The following is a 19,551-nucleotide window of genomic DNA, read 5'->3' on the forward strand; positions in this document are numbered from 1 at the left end:
ACATGTCGGTGATCACGTCGGTGGCATAGCCCGGCACGCGGCGGTAGCCATCGGGAAAATGGAAGCCCGGATCCCAGTAATCGCCCTGCCCCGGCACGACCGCCCATTCGTCAAAACCCGTCGGCTCGTGGGCCGGGCCTTCGCCCAGATGCCATTTGCCGAAAATCGCGGTCGCGTATCCGCCGGCCTTCAAGGCCTTGGCGACATTGGGCAGGCGATTGTCGATATGGGTCGAAAGTGTCGTCACGCCGTTCACATGGTTATGCGTTCCCGTCAGGATCGCCGCGCGGGACGGGGTGCAGATCGAATTGGTCACATAGGTCGCATCGTGACGCACGCCTTCCTTCGCCAAACGGTCGAGGTTCGGCGTATGGTTGATCCCCGCGCCGTAGGCCGAAATGGCGCGCGAGGCATGGTCGTCGGACATGATGAAGATGATGTTGGGGCGGGTCATCAAGGCTCCTGATGCATGAAGAAACGGGGCGGCCGGACATGGCCGCCCCGCCGGGACGATTAGTCGGCGTAAAGCTCGCCGAGGTAGAATTCCGAAGCCGGAAGCGGGTTTTCGATCTTGCCGAAATCGGCATAGAGACCGGCCAGCGTGTCGAACCAGTTGTCGACCTTGCCGGAGCGGGTCAGTTCCACCAGTTCGGCGCTCGACGGCAGACGGGCGAGCTTCGATTCCGCCATCAGCGGCTCTGCCGGGACGTTCAGGAACGACGCGGTGATTTCAACCGACTCTTCCGGGTTCTGGCGGCGGAAGTCGATGGCCTCCTTGATCACTGCATCGACCTTCTTGATGACGTCGGCATCACTGGCCTTGGCGTCGCTGACGATGAAGCTCGACGGAAACGCGATATCGGGGAAGAAGTCCTCGTTGGAGCTCAGCTCCTTCAGGTCCGGAACGCGCTTCTTGATGACGTCGACGAAGGGGTACCAGATACCGGCCGCATCCACTTGCCCCGACGCAAAGGCTGTAACGACGGTCGAGGGATCCATAGGGATCACGTCGATATCGTCGAGCGTCATGCCCGCCTTTTCGAGTGCCAGCCGCAGCAGCATGTCGCCGGATGTTCCTTCCGGCACGCCGACCTTCTTGCCCTTCAGATCGGCGATGCTGTCGATGCCCTGCTGGGCGATCACGCGGTCGGTGTAGCCGAGCGCATTGACGGCAATGACCTTGGCCTGGCCGCTCGCCGGCAGCCACAGCGCACCGGGGCCGATATAGGCGAAATCGAGCGAGCCGGCATTGAGCGCCTGGACCTGAATCGGGCCGTTGGTGAAGACCTTGAGGTCTGCCTCCAGACCGTGCTTGGCCCAGAGATCCTCCTCCGTCGCGATCGCCGCAACGCTGGTGCCGAAATAATCGGCGATATAGCCCATCCGAATCTTGTCGAGATCCGCGGCGCTGGCCGGGCCGGTAAGGGCGGCGGCGGCAACCGCGGCCATCAGAACGAGTTTCTTCAGCATGACTTTTTCCTCCGTTTTGTTCATGCTGCCTGTTGGGAACGGTCATAGACCGCCCGCCAGACATTGTTTCTGATTTCGGTGAATTCAGGCGACAGCCGGATCTCCTCGGTTCGCGGAAACGGCAGATCGACATTGATGATTTCCTGCAGGCGCCCGGGACGGGCCGCAAGAACGATGACGCGGTGGGCGATGTAGACGGCCTCGTCGACATCATGGGTGATGAACATCACCGTCCGCTTGTCCTTCGACCAGGTATCGAGCAGCTGATCCTGCAGCTTGACCCGCGTCAGCGCATCAAGCGCCCCGAAAGGTTCGTCCATCAACAGCACGCTCGGATTGACGGCATAGGCCCTTGCGATGGCGCAGCGCTGCTTCATGCCGCCCGAAAGCGTCTTCGGATAGGCCTCGGCGAAATCCTTGAGCCCGACGAGATCGAGGTAGTGCAGCGCGCGCTCGCGGCGCTCCTCCCGGCCCATGCCCTGGAGCTTGAGGCCGAACTCGACATTCTTGATCACGGTCAGCCAGGGAAACAGCGCGTATTGCTGGAAGATGACGCCGCGATCGGGACCGGGGCCGTTGACCACCTTACCATTGACCAGGCATTCGCCCGAAGTGACGCCTGCAAGCCCCGCCACGATGTTCATCGCCGTCGACTTGCCGCAGCCCGACGGCCCGACCACCGTGACGATCTCGCCATCGGCGATATCTAGCGTCACGTCCCTGAGCGCCACAAACGCCTTGTCGCCTTCGCCGAAGGACTTGCTCACATTGCGAAATGCAATCTTGGGGTTTGGATCAGTCATGATGGATTCTTTCCTGCCAGTGGGTCAGGCGCTCTTCGGCACGCACGACAATGCGGTCCATGATCAGGCCGAGAATGCCGATGGCGATGAGGCTGACGAAGATCGTCGGCAGATCGTAGTAGAGCTGCGCCTGTTGCATGCGGAAGCCAAGGCCGGATTGAGCGGCAATGAGTTCGGCGGCGACGACGGTCGCCCAGGCCGAACCGAGACCGATCCGAAAGCCCACCAGAATGAACGGCGTCGACGCTGGAATGATGATCTGGGTGAAGATTACCCGGTCGCCGGCGCCAAGCACCCGCGCGGCATTGATATAGGTCCGGTCCACGCTGATCACGCCCTGATAGGTCGACACCACGGAGGACAGGAATGCGGCGAGAAAGATCACGAAGATCTTCGGCTTCTCGTCGATGCCGAGCGTGACGATCGCCAGCGGAATGATGGCAAGCGGCGGGATGACGCGGAAGAACTGGATCCACGGGTCGATGATCGCCCGGGCAATCTTGTACCACCCCATGAGAAAACCAACGGGGACAGCGATAAGCGAGCCGATGAGAAAGCCAATCAGCACGCGGCGAAGCGAAGCGAACATGTCGAGCCAGAGCTGACCGGAGACGGCGAGCTCGATCATGCGCTGAAAAACCGTCAGGGGCGTTGGCAGCACGGATACGCCGGAGGCCGTAGCAAGCCACCACAGCCCGATGCCGCAGGCAAAGGACACAATCCCCCAGAGAAATTTCGGCGAACCGAACACGAAGTCCCTGCGCGGTTCGGCAATGTCGAGGTCTTCTGCAACGCTCATTCGTTCCTCCCGTGACCGACCCTAAACGCGCGCAGATTGCCGGTGAGACATCCGCGCGGCGGCCAAGGGGCCGTTTGAATAAAGAAATTGGTCAAGCGCGACGCCGGCCGCGCCCTGCACGCCGACCGGCTCGTCGAGGCTCGTGCGTTCGATCGCAAGCTTCAGCCGCTGCTGGGGCATCACCCGTGGCGGCAGATCCCGTCGCAGCTCCGCGAAGAACCGCTCGGGCGCACCGTTGAAATCGCCGCCCAGCACGACCCGCTCGGGACCGAAAAGGGTGACGGTCGTGGACATGGCCTGAAGCAGATACTCGTAAAGTTGCGGCCATTCCGGCCGCTCCATGGCGGCCGCAACCAATGCCGACCGGGGAAGATCGGGATTGCCGACAAGCGCGCTGAGCGGCTCTTCCGAGAAGGAACGTTCAAGACAGCCGCGCCCGCCGCATCGGCAGGGCCGTCCGCCCGGTTCCACGACGATGTGGCCGATCTCGACGACGCTGCGTCGCGCGGCGGCTCCGGTCTGCACGAAACCGCCGCCAATGCCTTTGCCAAGCAGAAGATAGAGAATGCTATCAGCAGCCCGGCCCGCACCGTAACAGGCTTCGGCCATCGCCATGGCTGTAGCATTGTGCTCCAGCACGACCGGAAGACCGAGCGATTGCTCGAACGCCTCCGCAAAGGCAATCCCTTTCCATCCCGTCAGCACGGAATGCGTATTGACGCGCCGGGCCGGGTCGACGCCACCGGGAACGCCGACGCCGACACCGAGGATTTGGTTGAAAGGAAGGGCGCCGTCGCGAAGAACGTTGCGGGCGAGATCCGAAACGCGCGCGATCAAATCTTCGACAGGTTCCGTCAGATCGTAGGTGATGCTTCGCGTGTGGGAAAGATTGAGCGCCGCATCAGACAGCGCAATATGGACCTGCCCTGCTCCCAGATGAATGCCGAGAACATGACGAGCCTCGGGACAGATTTCCAAGGTTGTTGCGGGCCGCCCGATGCTGAACGCGCCCGCGGGATCGCACTCGCGCACCAAACCTTCGCGGATCATCTGCGTCATGATTTTCGTGACGCCAGCGGACGAAATGCCGGTCACGCGCGACAGCTCGGCGCGCGACATCGCGCCTTGGTCTCGCAACCTGGTCAGTATCTCTCCGCTTCCGCTCCTCACGGTGCCTCCAATATTTATTTTCCTTACTTAGTGAAGTAAATGATGAGGACTGTCAACTCTGGATGGGTTGATATTCGCCTTGATGCCAGTTTGCGCCGCGAAGTCGCCTTCGCGTTTCTGCAAACCCTGCGCGGACGGCACCGAGAACAGCAGAACGTTTACTTCCTGGTGGTAGGCATTGGCTTGACCGAGAATTATCGCGATGATGCTCAATAGCGCCGCCACGTAGGAGGTCATTACTCTGAATTACATAGTTTTTTCGTCTCTTCGGGAACAGTTCGGCCGTGTCACTATTGCCAGAGCCTGAAGCTGCCGACCTTGCAGCGAGAGTATCAGAAACTGGCCCGGCTTTGCGCCACCTAGAGCGTTTCAGTTTTTTACGGAAGCGTATCCAGCATTTTCGAGATAGTTTGCACATTCTTGCGGCTTGATGGTCGAGACAAGGCGACCGATGGCACGCCATGTATCCTCTACGGTTCGTTTCTGAAGTATTCGCATCCAGTGTTTGATCTTGGCGAACGCCTGCTCGATCGGGTTGAGGTCGGGCGAATAGGACGGCAGGAACCAGAGCCTTGCGCCTGCCGCTCTGATGGCCTTGCGGATCGAGGCTGACTTGTGGCTGCCGAGATTGTCCATGACGACGATATCACCGGGCTTGAGAGTGGGCACGAGGATCTGCTCGACATAGGCTTGGAAGCACTGGCCGTTGATCGGACCGTCGAAGACGCAAGGCGCCGAGAAAGGTCAGGGTTCGCCAATGGCCATGCGGCGCAAAGCCCCGAAGGCGTTTGCCGCGTTTGCCCCACCCCCTGAGCGGCGCCATATTGGTCTTGATCCAGGTTTCATCGATGAACACCAGCCTGCCGGGATCGAGGCCGGCCTGCAAAGTCTGCCAGCGCTGTCGCCGTCTGGCGATGTCGGCGCGCGCCTGCTCAAGGGCGAACAGTGTTTTTTTGAAGCTGAGACCCTCGCGCCGCAGGAACTTCCAGACCGTATCGTGCGAGACCTTTACGCCACGCGCAGCCAGTTTATCCTTCAGCCCATGCAGCGTCAGATGCGAGGTCTGGTTGATGCGCTCGATGATGAAGGCCCGGTGCGGTTCCAGAATACGCTTGCGATGGCCGCCCATCTTGCCGGGCGCGACCGAACCGGTCGCCCGGTAGCGCTGCGACCACTTCACTGCGGCAGACACGGAAACTCCAAAGCGGGAAGCCACCGAGCGGCAGCTTTCGCCATCCTCAATGGCAAGAACCACGCGCTTTCGAAGATCATTGGAAAGGGGTGCTGTCATCAGATGCTGGCCTCCTGCCCAGCCAGCATCTTGAATCACAAAAAAGCAAAAGGGGAATCCCTTTGATTCCGTCAAACTCAGAACCGCTCTAGGCTGTGTGGACGGATTTGATGAGGTTGAACGCTGCCGCGATTGCAACGATGGCTGAAAAATCGCGTTTGGTTTTCTCACAGCGCAGAGCAACCCGTTTGAAGCGCTTAAGCTTTTCGACAGCCTGCTCGATGCGGGCACGGCCTCGGTATATGGCCTTTACAAAGCGGACGGGCCTGTCTTTCTCGTTGGTTTTATGCGGGATCACTGGAATGGCGCCGCGAGAACGAGCTGCGTTGCGGTTAGCCTTGCTGGAATAGCGCTTGTCCGCGACAACCGCGCGGGGTGTTGTGTCGGGACCGAGGCCCAACAGGATCCGGAAATGCGGAGCATCGCCTTTTTCGCCACCGGCCAGACCGAATGCGATTGCCAGCCCGTCGAAATCCGTCTTCAGATGGATTTTGGTCGTGAAACCGCCGCGTGATCGGCCGAGCGCCTGACCTTTCTGCCCTCCCTTTGCGCCAGCAGCCGAAACATAAGCGCTGACGATCGTGGAATCGAACATCTGAACCAGACTGGCCGTGGAGGACAGAGAGGCCAGATGTTCGAAGAAGAGATCGAAGTTGCCGCCCTTGCTCAGTCGGTCGAACCGTTTCCAGACGCTATTCCATTTGCCGAAGCGCTCCGGCAGGGCGCTCCAAGTGATATTGTGAACCGCGAAATTATGAAGGGTCTCCAGAAAAAGTCGGTCATCCCAGCCTTTGTCGCCCCAGCGGGGCAGTGACGTCCGGAATACCTCAAGCGCGACATCCCAGTCGTCCTCAGTCATCTTCGTACTCATGCCGACCTCCAATCAGTCGATATCCCATGAATCAGACAAAGCTCAGCAGGGGAATCCCATTTCTTCAAACTGCGGCAATCCGTCCACACCGCCTAGCCTTCTTTCCGTTGCCTTGTCAAAAAAGTGGGCATTCGACGTTTTTAGGGAGAGTTTCACCGTTTGCCCGAAGCTCAGGTCGACGCGATCGCGCACCACCCAGGTCAATTCCTGCCCCTCGACCTCTACAGCGACATGGGTTTCGGAACCGGTCGGCTCTATCACCTTTACGACGGCATCAATCCCGTCCTCCGCGCAAAGGGCAAGGTCCTCCGGCCTGATTCCGAGCACAAGCGGCGCGCCATCAGCAACGGCCGGGGTGGAATGAAGGGCCGCGCGCGCGCCTCCCTTCAGCACGAAAGTGCCGCCATCCTCTATCACGCCTTCCAGAAAATTCATGGCGGGTGACCCGAGGAAACCTGCGACAAAGATGTTCTTCGGCCGATCGTAGAGTTCGAGCGGCGTGCCGATCTGTTCGACGCGACCGCCCTGGAGAACCACGATCTTGTCGGCCATCGTCATCGCCTCGATCTGGTCGTGGGTGACGTAGACGATCGTCGTCTTCAGCCGCTGATGCAGCGACTTGATCTCGGCCCTCATCTTCACGCGAAGCTTGGCGTCGAGGTTGGACAAGGGCTCGTCAAACAGGAAGACCTTCGGGTCGCGCACGATCGCGCGCCCCATGGCGACGCGCTGGCGTTGGCCGCCCGACAATTGCGACGGTTTGCGATCCAGAAGCGGCTCGAGCCCCAGAATGTCGGCGGCCTCTCCAACCTTCTTGCGGATTTCCTCCTTCTTGGCCCCGGCAAGCTCCAGAGCAAAGCCCATGTTCTGCGCGACGGTCATCTGCGGATAAAGCGCGTAATTCTGGAACACCATCGCAATGTCGCGATCCTTCGGCCGAAGGTTGTTCACGACGCGCCCGCCGATAATGATCTCACCCGAAGAGATCGTTTCCAGGCCGGCAATCATCCGCAGCAATGTGGATTTGCCGCATCCGGATGGTCCGACCAGAATGACGAACTCGCCATCATCGATCTCGACATCGACACCATGAATGATGTCGACCTCGCCGAAGGACTTCTTGACGTTATTGATGCTCAAGGTTGACATCGGCTTCACTCCGCCCGTTATCGTTTTTTCCGAACACGCAACGCCAGATTGGGCTTTCGCGGCAACTTGACGCCGAAGGCCGCATCCGCCTTGCCGCCGCGCACAATCGCCCCGTGACGCACGGGATGGGTGACAGGGGCCGCGATCTGTTCCGCAGGGGTCACCGTCATTTCCCAGGTGTCGATGACGTCGACGTCATAGTCACCGTCATCCAGCGGCAGACCCGACGACCAGACAACCGGCTGGTGCTCGCCGAGATAGATCAGCCTGAAATCGCCATCACCGTCGCGCGCTCCCGAAGCGCGGGACCAGGGCCACTGCGTCACCGGCCCGATGGGTTCAAGACCGTGCTTGACGTCCTGCTCCAGGATGTCCCGCAGAAAGGCAATGCGCTGCCATGCCTCGCCATGAAGCTTTCCGCCCTTGGCCCACCAGATCAGATCTTGCGGATCGGAATATGTTTCGCCATGCCCGACATAACCGCCGCGGGTCATCGTGATCCAGTACCGATGCACCAGTTCCCTGGGCGTCAGGTTTCCCCAGCACTCGAGGATGTCGCCCTCATATTCCGGCTCGTCGTTGACGACGGGCTTGCCATAGGTGTTCCGCCATTCCTGCGTCAGTTTGACATCAGGATTCTGGATGCAGACATGCGTGACCCACGGCTTGCGGTGATCGTAATTGGCCGTGACGTCGCCATTGTGGATCGAACGCAGATGTTGAAAGGGATCGTCTTCTTCAAGGATATGGAAGAAGCGGTCCCAACGCGACATCGGCTTGGTATCAAGGAGAAAGTCGTATTCGTTGGCCAGAGACCACCAGACGTTTCTGTACGCAGCCAGCCGCGCGGCGAGGTAGGCCACATAGCGGTAGTCCTGTTCCTCGGACATGTCCGCATAGCCCCACCGGTCATAGGGATGAAACACGATGATGTCGGCTTCGATCCCGAGCGCGCAGAGTGCTGCGACCTGACTTTCGAAATGCCTGAAAAACACCGGATTGGGCCGGTTGAAATCCAGTTCGCCGTCCGCCCCCCGCTCAAAGCAGTCGAACAGCGCCTCGTTGGTGTTATACGGGTAATCCTTCGGGAAAATCCCCATGCGGATCTTGTTGAAGCCGGTTTTCTTCAGCGTCTCAAGCGTTTGCTTCTGCATGTCGAGCGGTTGGTGGACCCACGCATAACAAGTCGTGCCGAACGAGAAGAACGGGGTCCCGTCCTCATAGCCAAAGTGAAACCTGTTGCGAACACGGACCGGACCATGATTGCCGTCTGACGCCGCCACCACGGTGAACGAGCCCGTCTGACCATCAAGGGCTGGGGTTTGCGAGCGCGTCCGGTAGCTCCAGACGCCCTCCGTATCCGGCATGAAACGGACCCGATAGACACCTTCGCCATCGTAGAAGCCGGGCGCGCGGATTTCCCGGCTCTTGTGCACGAAAATGGCATCAAAGCTGACGTCGACAAACGGATTTCCGCTCGAGGGGCCTTCGAAGGACGTCTCGAAAACGCTCCATTTCTCGACATGTGCATCAGACATTAACTTACTCCTTGGGAAACAGTTTAGCGTCTCAGCCCTTGACCGCGCCGGACGTCAGGCCGGAGACGAAATAGCGCTGGAACAGCAGGTAGACGATCGTCGCGGGCAGAACGGTCATCACGATCGCCGCATTGAGCTGTCCGTAATTGCTTGAGAATTGGCCCTGAAATGACATCAGGCCGAGCGGCAGCGTCCACATGTCCTGGTCCTGAAGCAGAACCAGCGCCATTGCGAACTCATTCCAGGTCGATACGAAATCGAGTATAAGCAGCGCCGCCAGGACCGGCAGGCAGACAGGCAGGAAGATGCGCCTGAAGATCGTGAAATGGGACGCGCCATCGATCAGCGCCGCTTCCGACAATTCCTTTGGGATGCCTTTGAAGAAGCTGTGCAGGATGAACACCTGATAAGGCACGCCAAAGGCGATGTAGGGAAGGATGACCCCTGCATACGTGTCGATGAGGCCCAGTGAGTTCACCAGCGTGAACAAGGGCGCAAGCATCACCTGAAACGGGATCATGGTGCCGAAGACCACGAGCAGCAGCAGAACCTTGCCGAAACGCATCCGGATCTTGGCGAACGCATAGGCTGCCATGGCCGAAAGCACGAGGCCGAGCGGCACCTTGACGACCGTAATGATGACGCTGTTCAGGAACGAACCCGCGAAATTGCCCCGGTTCCAGGCCGATGTGTAATTGTCCCAGGCCATATCAGTGGGGGGTATGAAAGCCCCCGTGCCCGTCACCGCGGCCGGCGTTTTCAGGGATGTGAAGACGATGAACACGAATGGCGCCACCCAGATCAGGGCAAGGAGAGCGAGCGCGATCCAGAGGCCGATGATGACGGGATCGCGGCTGGGGGGGCTGCGGTCTTCTGCCTTGCTTACCTCGGACGGTTGCACGGAAAGGTTGCTCACGATTCCTGCTCCTCGTTCTTCTGGGACCAACGCATATAGGGAATGACGATCGCGAGCGTGATCAGCAGAAGCACCACGGAGATTGCCGCGCCGCGTCCGAAATCGAAGATCTGCATGGCCTGCGTGAACGCCCACAGTGCCAGCATCTGCGTGCTTTGAGCCGGACCGCCGCCCGTCAAACCGTAGACGATGTCAAAGGCTTTGAGAGACGTGATCAGCGAAAGGACGATCACGATCGTCAGCGTCGGGCGCAATGCCGGCAGGGTCACATGCCGGAAGACGGCCCATCGCCCGGCGCCATCGATATGGGCGGCTTCGACCAACGTCTGCGATACGCTTTGGAGCCCGGCGAGAAACAGCACCATCGAAAACCCGACCGTCTGCCAGAGATAGGCGACGAAGACCGAATAAAGGGCAATGTCCCTGTCGCCCAACCAGTCCTGTATCCACCCCTGGAGACCCCAGTTCGTCAGCAACTGGCTGAAAAGACCGAAAAACGGGTCGTACATCCACTTCCACATCGTGGCGACGGCGATCGGCGCGATGATGACGGGCAGATAGAAGATCGCGCGCAGACTGTTGCGCCCGAAGATTTTCTGGTTGAGACCAAGTGCAAGCAGGAGGCCGATCACCGGCGGGAATGCAAGGCTCATCAATGTCCAGATGATGGTATTGCGAAAAGCAACCCAGAAGACCGGATCCTTGGTGAAAATGGCGTTGTAGTTTTCAAAGCCGACAAACTGGCGAACCGGATCGAGGCCGTTCCACTTCTGAAAACTCAGTGCGACCACATTCACCATGGGGTAGAGGGCGAATATGGCGTAGATCGCCAGCGCAGGCACAAGCAGTACCAACGCTTCGAAACGAGGGTCTTGGGAGGGTTTTGTTAAGGACATTCGTTCCTCTGGGCAAAGCGGTCGCAGCGTCGCCAGTTCGTAAAGCGCGCAGGCCGACCGACATAAATGTCGATCAACCTGCACCTCGGGAGGATCAGCTTCTGTTGGAAATGAAGGTCTGCAGCGCTTCCGCAGCTTCTGCAGGATCCATGTTGCCGGATGCGACATCATTGATGACGCGGAAGTACTCCGTGGTGACATCGAGCGGGAACGCCTGGTCGCCGTTCATGTAGACTTGGTCATAGGTATTGAAGATATCGAGCCACTCGGCTTCAAGCGGGGACAGATTGTCGTACTTCACATTCTTGTTGACCGAGATCGCGCTGATCTTGCCCAACACGCGCTGCTGTACATCGGTCGACAGGAGATAGTCCAGGAACTTGGCGGCAGCGTCGGGGTCATCGCTCTTCGTGCTGATGTAGTTGTATTCGGCAAAGCCATAGAGACGATCGGTATTGGTGGGGAACGGGAAGATGCCGTAGTCGTCGAGGTTCTCGCCGCTGCCCGACAGCTGTCCGACAAGCCAGTCGCCTTCGAGCATCATCGCGGCCCGATCGGCCGTGAACAGGCTGTAGGACTGCTTGTTATCGATCCCCATGAAGGGTTGAAGCGTGTAATCCTGCGTCCATTTCGCGAATTCAGCAAAGGAGTCGGTCGCACAAGGCTCCGTCGCCCAGTCGGCGGTCATTGCCATCAGCGCATCGTGCTTTTCAGCGCCGCACTTCGTTTCAAGGATGACGTCCATCAGACGCATCACATGCCAGTTGACCGTTCCACCGAAGGTAAAGGGCGCAATGCCGGCATCCTTCAGTTTCTGGGCGGCCGACAGAAACTCTTCGTAGGTCTTCGGTTCCTCGGTGATGCCGGCCTTCTCGAACAACTTCTTGTTGTAGTAGACGGCCTCGCCCTTGAAGGTGAACGGGACGCCCTGCTTTCCGCCTTCGTAAAGGTCAGCAAAGGCAGCGGCAGCTGGCAGCAGTTCATCGCTCCAACCGTACTCGTCGTAGTACTTGTCAAGCGGCAGGGAAAGGCCGGCCTTCACATACTCGCCGCCGAGCCCCAGGCCCGCCCAGCTGAAATAGATATCGGGACCCCGGTCGGAACCTGCGGCAACGCGAAGGGCGGTCTTATGCTCGTCGACAGCACGCTGGACGATCTCGACATCGATATCCGGATTTGCCGCCTCGAAATCGGCCGCGACCTGCTTGAGCGCCTCGTTTGCGCCGTTATTGTCAAAGTTCAACGTCCACAAGGTCACATCCGCGGCATTGGCAATGCCGGCAGTCATGGCCGTTGCAGCGATAGCCGCAAGGCTGACGGACTTGTAGTGTTTGAAGTTTCTCATTCTGCTTCCTCCTCAGGTGACACGGCTTTCGCCGCTCGGCGTGCGCTCATGCGATGCGCCGAATTCGATATCGCCACAGATCCGGAAAACAACCTCGCAGGTTCGTCTGCTTGCGGCCTCCCGATCGCTCCTTCTTGTCGGATAAAAATGCAAAACACACCGTCCGAGTCAATCACTTTTTTCCTATATGAATAAATTCATCCACTAATGCGATGAAATCGCCCGTATTTTGGATCATAATCGCCAATATATTTCTTACAGAAAAATATTGCAGTGCAGCGAACGGAGAGGTAAGAGCATGTTGGAGGACATTTCATGAGTGAATTCAGACAGCTCTTTGGCGACGCGGAAGCGCCGGCGGGCAAGGTTGTAAGGGCGATAGCCTCCGTCGGATCGGTCAGTGCCAACGACCTCGTCAAGTCTACCGGGCTCGCGCGCTCGACAGTATCCACCTTGCTGACCGATCTGAGGGAGCGCGGTATTGTGGTTGACGGTGAAACCCGAAGCGCCGGCTTCGGGCGACCGACCCAGATGCTCTCGCTCAACCCTGTTCAGGGGTTTTGCGCCGGCGTTCTACTGGGATTGGGAGAAATCCGCATCATCATGTGCGACCTTGCCCACAATGTGCTGTCTGATGCCTGGTTCGGATTGCCGCGAGACTACAGCGCAGACGACGCTGCGACATGCGTGCGTAGCCAACTGGATGTCGAATGCGCAAAACTCAACATCGGCGTTGGGGAACTGCTTGGCGTCGGCCTCGCCGTTTCCGCGCCGGTCTCATATGAAGGACGCATCCTCAAGGGCTCGGTATTGCCGACATGGTCCGGCATCTACATTGCCGAGGCATTCTCCAGAACGCTGGATTGTCCGATCTACGCCGAAAATGAAAGCCACTGCGGCGCGCTTGCCGAGATGACCTGGGGGGTGGCCGTCGGCGAACCGAATTTTGTGCTCTTCAAATTCGACCTGGGCGTGGGCGGGGCAATCGTCATTGATCGTACCGTTCAGCGCGGTGCAATCGGCAACGCCGCGGAGTTCGGTCATATTACCCTGAACCCGCAGGGCCCTCTTTGCAGGTGCGGAAATCGCGGTTGTCTGGAAACCTATGTCGGCGGCCACAACCTCGTGCGTTTGATCGAGGATGCAACCAAAGAAAAGATATCCATAGAGCAGCTGGTGGAGCGCGCGCGGGCGGGCGACAAACAATGCAGCCGGCTGGTCGAGGATGCCGCCGAAATGGCTGGTTGGGCCATGGGCATCACGTCAACCATCCTAAGCCCTTCGCTTTTTGTCGTTGCGGGAAAACTGGCTTCAGTCGGAGAAACCTTCATCTCCGCTCTCACGCGAAGCTTTTCCAGGAACGCTGTTCAGCGCGCCGAAACCGCGGCCGATGTTCCCATCCCTGAATTTGTGGTCGGCAAGTTCACGGGCAATGACGATACGGTTCTGGGAGCTGCAGCACTCGTTCTCCACCAACATGGTCGCGTATGCTGATTACTCTAAAGCAATGATTGAACAGGCTTTCGAACAAAACGGTCTCTTCCTGAAGGCCTGAGGTTCACGACCTGCGGATGCGCACGAAACGTGCAAGGTTTGCCCTGCCCAGGCCGCCGAGGTCTAACTCCATTTTTCAAGTGAGCTCGCAAGATCGGGATGGGTGGTTGCATAGGCTTCCAATGATTGTCCCGACGCCGCAGCTTCCCAGGCCTGACGGATGGCGCGCACGCCGGCGGCCGGCCCGCCCGGATGGCCGTGAATGCCGCCGCCGCCGAGATACATCAGGTCGAGCGTTCGGCCGGTGCGCTCATAGGTCTCGACCGCCTGTCCGCCCCATTGCCCCGAACAGACCACGGGCAGCGGCCGGTCATTCTCCGAGAAGATCGGCGCCATCACGTCATGGAAGGATTTGACGAAGCTCTCGTCCGGTTCCCAATATTTGGCGCGGATGCCGTTGATCTGGAACTGATCGACTCCGAGTAGCCGCCAGATCTTCTGATAGGCGGTGAACTCCATGCCGAGCGCGGGGTGACGGGTCAGGATATCCCAGCCATTCCGGTGGGCATGGAGGCAGAGCGCGGAGCGCTTGCGCAGAAACGACATGCCGCCATGACCGATCGAGTTGATGTTGATGACCGCCGCATTGCCGCCGCTCTTCACGACGTAGTCGTGGTTTTCCATCATCGTGTCCGGGTCTGCGGACGAGATGCCAAAGGCGTACATAACCTGCTTTCCGGTCCGCTCGGCATGATCCCGGATCACCGGCATGATCGCGTCGACCCGCGCCTTCAGCGGCGCGTAGCCTGGATTCATCATCTTCTCGTCGTCCTTGATGAAATCCACGCCGGCTTCGCAGAGCGTTTTCACCACCTCGGCTGTATCTTCCGGCGTAAGACCGAGCGAGGGCTTGATGATTGAGGCGATCATCGGGCCGGCCTCGACGCCCATCAGCCGGCGCGATCCGGCAATGCCGAATTGCGGGCCGGGATGACAGGACCAGGCGTCGGGCAGGTCGATATCCATAACGCGGATGCCCGACAACCCGCGGGCTGCGAAGACACCGCCGATCGCGATCGTCATCAGCGCCGCGATATCTGTTCCGATCGCCTCCAGCGGATAGGCGACCGTGACGTCCGCGCGATGGTATGGCCCTCCCCCAACTCTGTCTGGAAAACCGGGGGTTTTGCTATCGGCGAGCGGCGCGATCGTCTCGACACGGGCGGCACAGCGCTTGCGCACGGCGTCGGTCTCGCCCGGAAGCGCGGTGAAGGTGCCGGTTGACTGGTCGGAGGCGATCTTGGCCGCCATCGCCTCGATACTGCCGGCGCATTCGATGCGATAGGTGACCCGAATAAAGTCGTCTTTCATGCGTTCCTCATATCGTTCAGTGGCTGAAACTCGCCGACCGGCCATTGGTTTTCATCTGTAATGCTCATCATACCTGTTGACAAATGATTTGTCATACCACACGTTTTTGCGATCCAGGGAGAGAGCCATCCGTGGGGGATGGACTGATGGAGGAGAAAACCTATGAAATTCAAGAGACGCCTGTTTTTGGCGGCTTTCGCCTTGTCGACGGCACTTCCCGCCTTCGCCCATGCCGAAGGCCTGATCGCGATCATCACGCCGAGCCATGACAACCCGTTCTTCAAGGCCGAGGCCGTCGGCGCGGAGGCGCGCGCGCAGGAACTCGGTTATGACACGCTGATCCTGGTCCATGACGACGATCCGAACAAGCAGTCGGAAATGTTCGATACCGCGATCGCCCGCGGCGCGGATGCCATTATCGTCGATAATGCCGGTGCTGACGCAACGGTGGCGCCGGTACAGCGCGCCAAGGATGCAGGCATTCCGTCCTTCCTGATCGACCGCGAGATCAAGGAAAGCGGCATAGCCGTCAGCCAGATCGTCTCCAACAACTATCAGGGCGCGCAGCTCGGTGCTGAGGAATTCGTCAAACTGATGGGCGAGGAAGGGCCATATGTGGAGCTTCTTGGCCGCGAAGCCGATACCAATGCCGGGATTCGTTCCTCGGGCTATCACGACATCATCGACCAGTATCCGGAACTCGAAATGGTCGCCCAGCAGTCGGCCAACTGGTCGCAAACCGAGGCTTACGAGAAGATGGAGACCATCCTCCAGGCCAACCCCAACATCAAGGGCGTGATCTCCGGCAACGACACCATGGCCATGGGGGCCTGGGCGGCGCTTGAAGCCGCCGGCCGCACCGATGTCATCGTCGTCGGCTTCGACGGCTCCAACGATGTGCGCGACTCGATCATGAAGGACGGCATCAAGGCGACCGTTCTGCAGCCGGCCTATCGCCAGGCCCAGCTCGCCGTTGAGCAGGCCGACCAGTACATCAAGACCGGCTCCACCGGCCAGCCGGAAAAACAGCTGATGGACTGTGTCCTGATCACTGCCGACAACGCCGGCAAGCTTGAAACCTTCGCGCTTGCAAACTGATCTGTGCGGGGCCGGTGCAAAACGCCGGCCCCTGCCATCACAATCATTCTGAATAAATTCTGGGTGTGACATGCACGCGATGAAACTGCCGGCGGCGATTCTTGCGCTTCTACTGCCTCTTGGCGGCTGCAAGCTGGTGCCGACCGACAAGCCCGATGCCGAGCAGGCCGAAGCGCAGACTGATGAGGCCCGCATGGCGGCCTATGCCGACGAGAACTGGTCGGACAAGGTCTTGCCGGTCATCGCCGAGCATACCGTTGATTATGAAACCCTGCGGCGGGCACTTGCTAGCGGCGTGGATACTGCCGGCGTGAAATACGGCCTCAGGCCCGATGGTGAAGCCAATCCGTGGAACTTCGTGGTCAGCGGCGAAGGCACCGTGACCGAAGCCAAGCTCGACAGCCGGGCGGCGAAGATGCAGGTCGACATGAATGGCGACGGCGCGCCGGACGTCACGCTGCAGATCGGCCCGATCATCCGCGGCACGGCGCTGCGCGACGCGATGCCCTTCATCACCTTCACCGACTTCCGCGACCAGATTGAATTCGCCAAGCTCGCCCGCGCCATGAATGAAAGGGCCCATGCCGGGCTCGATATCCCGGAAAGCGATGTCGTCGGCAAGACGGTCGACTTTACCGGCGTGTTCACCCTGCGCGGCGTGGACGAGGAGCCGGAAATCGTTCCGACCGTCATCGAGGTTTCGCCATGACGGCGGGCGAACACCACCCGGTCGGGCTCAGGATCATCGACGGCACCAAGGTATATCCGGGCACGGTGGCACTAAAATCGGTCGATTTCGAACTGCGCATGGGCGCGGTCAACGTGCTGGTCGGTGAAAACGGCGCCGGCAAATCGACGATGATGAAGGTGATCGCCGGCGTCGAGCAGTTGACCGAAGGCCGGATCGAGATGGATGGCGAGGAGGTTCGGTTCAACTCGACAGACGATGCCGAGCGCCATGGCATCGGCATGATCTTTCAAGAACTCAACCTGTTTCCCAATCTCACCGTCGCCGAAAACATCTTCATGGCGCACGAAAAGACCCGCTACGGCTTCGACATTGATGCAGATGCCCAGCGCTCGCAAACCCGCAGTCTGATGAAGCGGCTGGAACACAACATCGATCCCGATACGCTGGTTGGCGACCTCAAGGTCGGCCAGCAACAGATCGTCGAGATTGCCAAATCGCTCGCCCGCAAGGCCAAGATCCTGATCCTCGACGAGCCGACCTCGGCGCTATCCGCGACCGAGGTCGAGATCCTGTTCAAGGTGATCGGCGAGTTGAAGGCCGAGGGTGTTGGCCTCGTGTATATTTCCCACCGCATGGATGAGCTGATCCGGGTCGGCGATTACATCACCGTGCTGCGCGATGGCGCGATCACCGGAGCCCGCTCCATGGAAGGCGTTGACGTGCCGTGGATCGTGCGCTCGATGATCGGCGACAGCTCGAAGGACTTCGCCAAGCAGATCGAGCATCCGTTTGGCGAGGAGGCGCTGAGGGTCGAGAATATAAGACTGCCGGATTCCGGCGGCGGCTTCGTGGTCGACGGCGTTTCGTTAAGCCTGCGCCAGGGCGAGATCCTCGGCATCTACGGCCTGATGGGCGCCGGCCGCACCGAGCTTCTGGAAACCATCATCGGCCGCCATCATCTGGCCGACGGCGATGTCTGGGTGAACGGGAAGAAGATGGGCAAGCCCCGCGTTGCCAATCGCATCGCCCACGGGCTGGCGCTGATCCCGGAAGACCGCAAGCATGACGGACTGGTTCAGATCCTCTCGATCCGCGAGAACATGACGCTGAGTTCGCTCAGTGCTGTGACGCGCGGCTTTCACATGAACCTAAAGGCCGAGAAAAGCCGTGTGGCCGAGTTCGTCAAGCGCATGGTGATCAAGATCGCGTCGCCGGAAAATCCGGTGTCGTCGCTGTCTGGCGGCAACCAGCAGAAGGTGGTGATTTCGAAGGCGCTGATGACCGGCCCCAAGGTGCTCTTGATGGACGAGCCCTCGCGCGGCATCGATATCGGCGCCAAAGCCGAGGTGTTCCGCGTCATGCGCCAGCTCGCCGCAGAAGGTCTCGGCATCGTCTTCGTCACGTCGGATCTGGAAGAGGTGCTGAGCCTCTCCGACCGGATCATCGTGATGTCGAATGGCAAGATCACCGGAACATTCGATCGCAGTGAGGCTACCGATACCAAGCTCGTACAGGCATCGGCCGCGGGTCACAACCCGGATGCACCCGCCGATCAGTTGAACAGAAAGACCGCATAATGACTGACATGACCGCAAACGGCGTGGGCCAGGGCCAAAGCAGCGCGTTGCTGATGCTGATGAAGGCCAGAACCTTCATCGCACTGATCCTTGTGTTCGTTTTCTTTTCGATCTTCGCGCCGAACTTCCTGTCGACGGCGAATTTCGTGATCATGTCGAAACATGTGGCGCTCAACGCGTTTCTTGCCATCGGCATGACCTTCGTTATCATCTCCGGCGGCATCGACCTGTCGGTGGGCTCGATCGTCGGGCTTTGCGGCATGGTGGCGGGCTATCTGCTCCTGAACGGCATCGACCTCGGCATCGGATGGACGGTGCAGTTCAATACGTTGGAAATCTGCCTGATCGTTGCTCTTGTCGGCATCGCCATCGGCGCGCTGAACGGGTTCCTGATAACGAAGCTCAACGTTGCCCCCTTTATCGCCACGCTCGGAACGCTCTACATCGCACGCGGCGCGGCGATGTTGTCGAGCGACGGAGAGACCTTTCCCAACCTCACCGGCAGTGCCGAATACGGCTCGGCGAGCTATCGTTTCATCGGTTCCGGGTCCGTCCTCGGCATTCCGATCTCGATCTGGATGCTGATTGCCGTCGGGTTGCTGGCCGCCTATATCGCCAAGCGCACGCCACTCGGCCGGTTCATCTATGCCGTTGGCGGCAATGAGCGCGCGGCCGGGCTTTCTGGCGTGAAGGTCACCCACGTCAAATACTTCGTCTACATGTTCTCCGGCTTCTGCGCAGCGCTGGTCGGCATCATTATTTCCTCCCAGCTTGTTGCTGCCCATCCGGCGACCGGAGATACTTTCGAGCTGAACGCAATCGCCGCAGCCGTTCTCGGCGGAACCTCGATGTCCGGCGGCCGCGGCAAGATCGGCGGCACCATCATCGGGGCCTTCGTCATCGGCGTGCTGTCCGACGGGCTGGTGATGATGGGCGTGTCGGCCTTCTGGCAGACCGTGATCAAGGGCGTCGTCATCATCGCCGCCGTGGTCATCGATCAGGCCCAGCAACGGGTACAAGCACGGGTCGCGCTGCAGGCGCAAGCCGCTGTTGGAAAGTGAAAGAGGTAATC

At 59.6% G+C, this 19,551-nt stretch carries 18 protein-coding genes and 1 pseudogene; 5 read left to right on the plus strand and 14 right to left on the minus strand.

The window, feature by feature from the left end:
• The 13 genes and pseudogenes from HPQ62_RS20160 to HPQ62_RS20220 all read right to left on the minus strand — a co-directional run.
• The coding region (locus tag HPQ62_RS20160) for a sulfatase-like hydrolase/transferase (protein ID WP_174804404.1) at window positions 1–454 on the minus strand (454 nt) is incomplete at its 3' end.
• A gap of 59 nt (window positions 455–513) precedes the next feature.
• Window positions 514–1,470: an aliphatic sulfonate ABC transporter substrate-binding protein gene (locus HPQ62_RS20165; protein WP_174804405.1), complete on the minus strand. Its 957-nt coding sequence runs from the start codon at window positions 1,468–1,470 to the stop codon at window positions 514–516.
• A 20-nt stretch (window positions 1,471–1,490) separates the two neighbouring features.
• Window positions 1,491–2,273, minus strand: a complete 783-nt coding sequence (locus tag HPQ62_RS20170) for an ABC transporter ATP-binding protein (RefSeq protein WP_174804406.1) — start codon at window positions 2,271–2,273, stop codon at window positions 1,491–1,493.
• Window positions 2,266–3,072, minus strand: a complete 807-nt coding sequence (locus tag HPQ62_RS20175) for an ABC transporter permease (RefSeq protein ID WP_244629791.1) — start codon at window positions 3,070–3,072, stop codon at window positions 2,266–2,268. Before HPQ62_RS20175 ends, HPQ62_RS20170 begins: the two co-directional genes overlap by 8 nt.
• Window positions 3,073–3,093: 21 nt before the next feature.
• Complete coding sequence (locus HPQ62_RS20180) at window positions 3,094–4,242, minus strand: ROK family protein (RefSeq protein WP_174804407.1); 1,149 nt, start codon at window positions 4,240–4,242, stop codon at window positions 3,094–3,096.
• Window positions 4,243–4,269: 27 nt separating this feature from the next.
• On the minus strand, window positions 4,270–4,479 hold the full coding sequence (locus tag HPQ62_RS20185; RefSeq protein WP_174804408.1) for a hypothetical protein: 210 nt from the start codon (window positions 4,477–4,479) through the stop codon (window positions 4,270–4,272).
• 132 nt (window positions 4,480–4,611) lie between these two features.
• Window positions 4,612–5,533: pseudogene (locus tag HPQ62_RS20190) on the minus strand (IS630 family transposase).
• An 88-nt stretch (window positions 5,534–5,621) separates the two neighbouring features.
• Entirely contained in the window at window positions 5,622–6,404 is a 783-nt protein-coding gene (locus HPQ62_RS20195; RefSeq protein WP_174804409.1) for an IS5 family transposase, read from the minus strand.
• A gap of 42 nt (window positions 6,405–6,446) precedes the next feature.
• The gene (locus tag HPQ62_RS20200; protein WP_174804410.1) at window positions 6,447–7,553 is read right to left on the minus strand and encodes an ABC transporter ATP-binding protein; all 1,107 of its coding nucleotides are present in this window, start codon (window positions 7,551–7,553) and stop codon (window positions 6,447–6,449) included.
• 17 nt (window positions 7,554–7,570) lie between these two features.
• On the minus strand, window positions 7,571–9,091 hold the full coding sequence (locus HPQ62_RS20205; protein ID WP_174804411.1) for a DUF5060 domain-containing protein: 1,521 nt from the start codon (window positions 9,089–9,091) through the stop codon (window positions 7,571–7,573).
• A gap of 31 nt (window positions 9,092–9,122) precedes the next feature.
• Window positions 9,123–9,992 (minus strand): ABC transporter permease subunit, encoded by an 870-nt coding sequence (locus HPQ62_RS20210; RefSeq protein WP_174804431.1) that lies wholly within the window; start codon window positions 9,990–9,992, stop codon window positions 9,123–9,125.
• Window positions 9,993–10,003: 11 nt separating this feature from the next.
• Window positions 10,004–10,903 (minus strand): carbohydrate ABC transporter permease, encoded by a 900-nt coding sequence (locus HPQ62_RS20215; protein ID WP_174804412.1) that lies wholly within the window; start codon window positions 10,901–10,903, stop codon window positions 10,004–10,006.
• A gap of 94 nt (window positions 10,904–10,997) precedes the next feature.
• The gene (locus HPQ62_RS20220; protein ID WP_174804413.1) at window positions 10,998–12,248 is read right to left on the minus strand and encodes an ABC transporter substrate-binding protein; all 1,251 of its coding nucleotides are present in this window, start codon (window positions 12,246–12,248) and stop codon (window positions 10,998–11,000) included.
• 315 nt (window positions 12,249–12,563) lie between these two features.
• Between HPQ62_RS20220 and HPQ62_RS20225 the strand changes: the two genes are divergently transcribed.
• Window positions 12,564–13,742: an ROK family transcriptional regulator gene (locus HPQ62_RS20225; RefSeq protein WP_174804414.1), complete on the plus strand. Its 1,179-nt coding sequence runs from the start codon at window positions 12,564–12,566 to the stop codon at window positions 13,740–13,742.
• Window positions 13,743–13,865: 123 nt separating this feature from the next.
• On the opposite strand, the gene oiaX is transcribed toward HPQ62_RS20225, so the two are convergent.
• Window positions 13,866–15,113 carry a 3-oxo-isoapionate-4-phosphate decarboxylase OiaX gene (gene oiaX, locus HPQ62_RS20230; RefSeq protein WP_174804415.1) on the minus strand — a complete coding sequence of 416 codons (1,248 nt, stop codon included), beginning with the start codon at window positions 15,111–15,113 and terminating at the stop codon, window positions 13,866–13,868.
• 162 nt (window positions 15,114–15,275) lie between these two features.
• Between oiaX and HPQ62_RS20235 the strand changes: the two genes are divergently transcribed.
• The 4 genes from HPQ62_RS20235 (at window position 15,276) to HPQ62_RS20250 (ending at window position 19,540) form a co-directional block, all read left to right on the plus strand.
• Window positions 15,276–16,211 carry a D-ribose ABC transporter substrate-binding protein gene (locus tag HPQ62_RS20235; RefSeq protein ID WP_174804416.1) on the plus strand — a complete coding sequence of 312 codons (936 nt, stop codon included), beginning with the start codon at window positions 15,276–15,278 and terminating at the stop codon, window positions 16,209–16,211.
• 70 nt (window positions 16,212–16,281) lie between these two features.
• Window positions 16,282–16,920: a DUF2291 family protein gene (locus HPQ62_RS20240; protein ID WP_174804417.1), complete on the plus strand. Its 639-nt coding sequence runs from the start codon at window positions 16,282–16,284 to the stop codon at window positions 16,918–16,920.
• Window positions 16,917–18,479, plus strand: coding sequence for a sugar ABC transporter ATP-binding protein (locus HPQ62_RS20245; protein ID WP_174804418.1), 1,563 nt, complete (start codon window positions 16,917–16,919; stop codon window positions 18,477–18,479). The genes HPQ62_RS20240 and HPQ62_RS20245 overlap by 4 nt, the downstream gene beginning before the upstream one ends.
• The gene (locus HPQ62_RS20250) at window positions 18,479–19,540 is read left to right on the plus strand and encodes an ABC transporter permease (RefSeq protein ID WP_174804419.1); all 1,062 of its coding nucleotides are present in this window, start codon (window positions 18,479–18,481) and stop codon (window positions 19,538–19,540) included. The genes HPQ62_RS20245 and HPQ62_RS20250 overlap by 1 nt, the downstream gene beginning before the upstream one ends.
• Window positions 19,541–19,551 lie beyond the last annotated feature (11 nt).

The sequence above is a fragment of the Martelella limonii genome (assembly GCF_013344475.1).
Taxonomy (GTDB): Bacteria; Pseudomonadota; Alphaproteobacteria; order Rhizobiales; family Rhizobiaceae; genus Martelella; species Martelella limonii.

Excerpts from the sequence above, each read along its gene's own strand:
- HPQ62_RS20215 (WP_174804412.1), bottom strand. The coding sequence starts at position 10,903 with ATGTCCTTAACAAAACCCTCCCAAGACCCTCGTTTCGAAGCGTTGGTA.
- oiaX (WP_174804415.1), bottom strand. The coding sequence starts at position 15,113 with ATGAAAGACGACTTTATTCGGGTCACCTATCGCATCGAATGCGCCGGC.
- HPQ62_RS20195 (WP_174804409.1), bottom strand. The coding sequence starts at position 6,404 with ATGAGTACGAAGATGACTGAGGACGACTGGGATGTCGCGCTTGAGGTA.
- HPQ62_RS20220 (WP_174804413.1), bottom strand. The coding sequence starts at position 12,248 with ATGAGAAACTTCAAACACTACAAGTCCGTCAGCCTTGCGGCTATCGCT.
- HPQ62_RS20250 (WP_174804419.1), top strand. The coding sequence starts at position 18,479 with ATGACTGACATGACCGCAAACGGCGTGGGCCAGGGCCAAAGCAGCGCG.
- HPQ62_RS20165 (WP_174804405.1), bottom strand. The coding sequence starts at position 1,470 with ATGCTGAAGAAACTCGTTCTGATGGCCGCGGTTGCCGCCGCCGCCCTT.
- HPQ62_RS20175 (WP_244629791.1), bottom strand. The coding sequence starts at position 3,072 with ATGAGCGTTGCAGAAGACCTCGACATTGCCGAACCGCGCAGGGACTTC.
- HPQ62_RS20245 (WP_174804418.1), top strand. The coding sequence starts at position 16,917 with ATGACGGCGGGCGAACACCACCCGGTCGGGCTCAGGATCATCGACGGC.
- HPQ62_RS20235 (WP_174804416.1), top strand. The coding sequence starts at position 15,276 with ATGAAATTCAAGAGACGCCTGTTTTTGGCGGCTTTCGCCTTGTCGACG.
- HPQ62_RS20185 (WP_174804408.1), bottom strand. The coding sequence starts at position 4,479 with ATGACCTCCTACGTGGCGGCGCTATTGAGCATCATCGCGATAATTCTC.
- HPQ62_RS20205 (WP_174804411.1), bottom strand. The coding sequence starts at position 9,091 with ATGTCTGATGCACATGTCGAGAAATGGAGCGTTTTCGAGACGTCCTTC.
- HPQ62_RS20240 (WP_174804417.1), top strand. The coding sequence starts at position 16,282 with ATGCACGCGATGAAACTGCCGGCGGCGATTCTTGCGCTTCTACTGCCT.
- HPQ62_RS20225 (WP_174804414.1), top strand. The coding sequence starts at position 12,564 with ATGAGTGAATTCAGACAGCTCTTTGGCGACGCGGAAGCGCCGGCGGGC.
- HPQ62_RS20170 (WP_174804406.1), bottom strand. The coding sequence starts at position 2,273 with ATGACTGATCCAAACCCCAAGATTGCATTTCGCAATGTGAGCAAGTCC.
- HPQ62_RS20200 (WP_174804410.1), bottom strand. The coding sequence starts at position 7,553 with ATGTCAACCTTGAGCATCAATAACGTCAAGAAGTCCTTCGGCGAGGTC.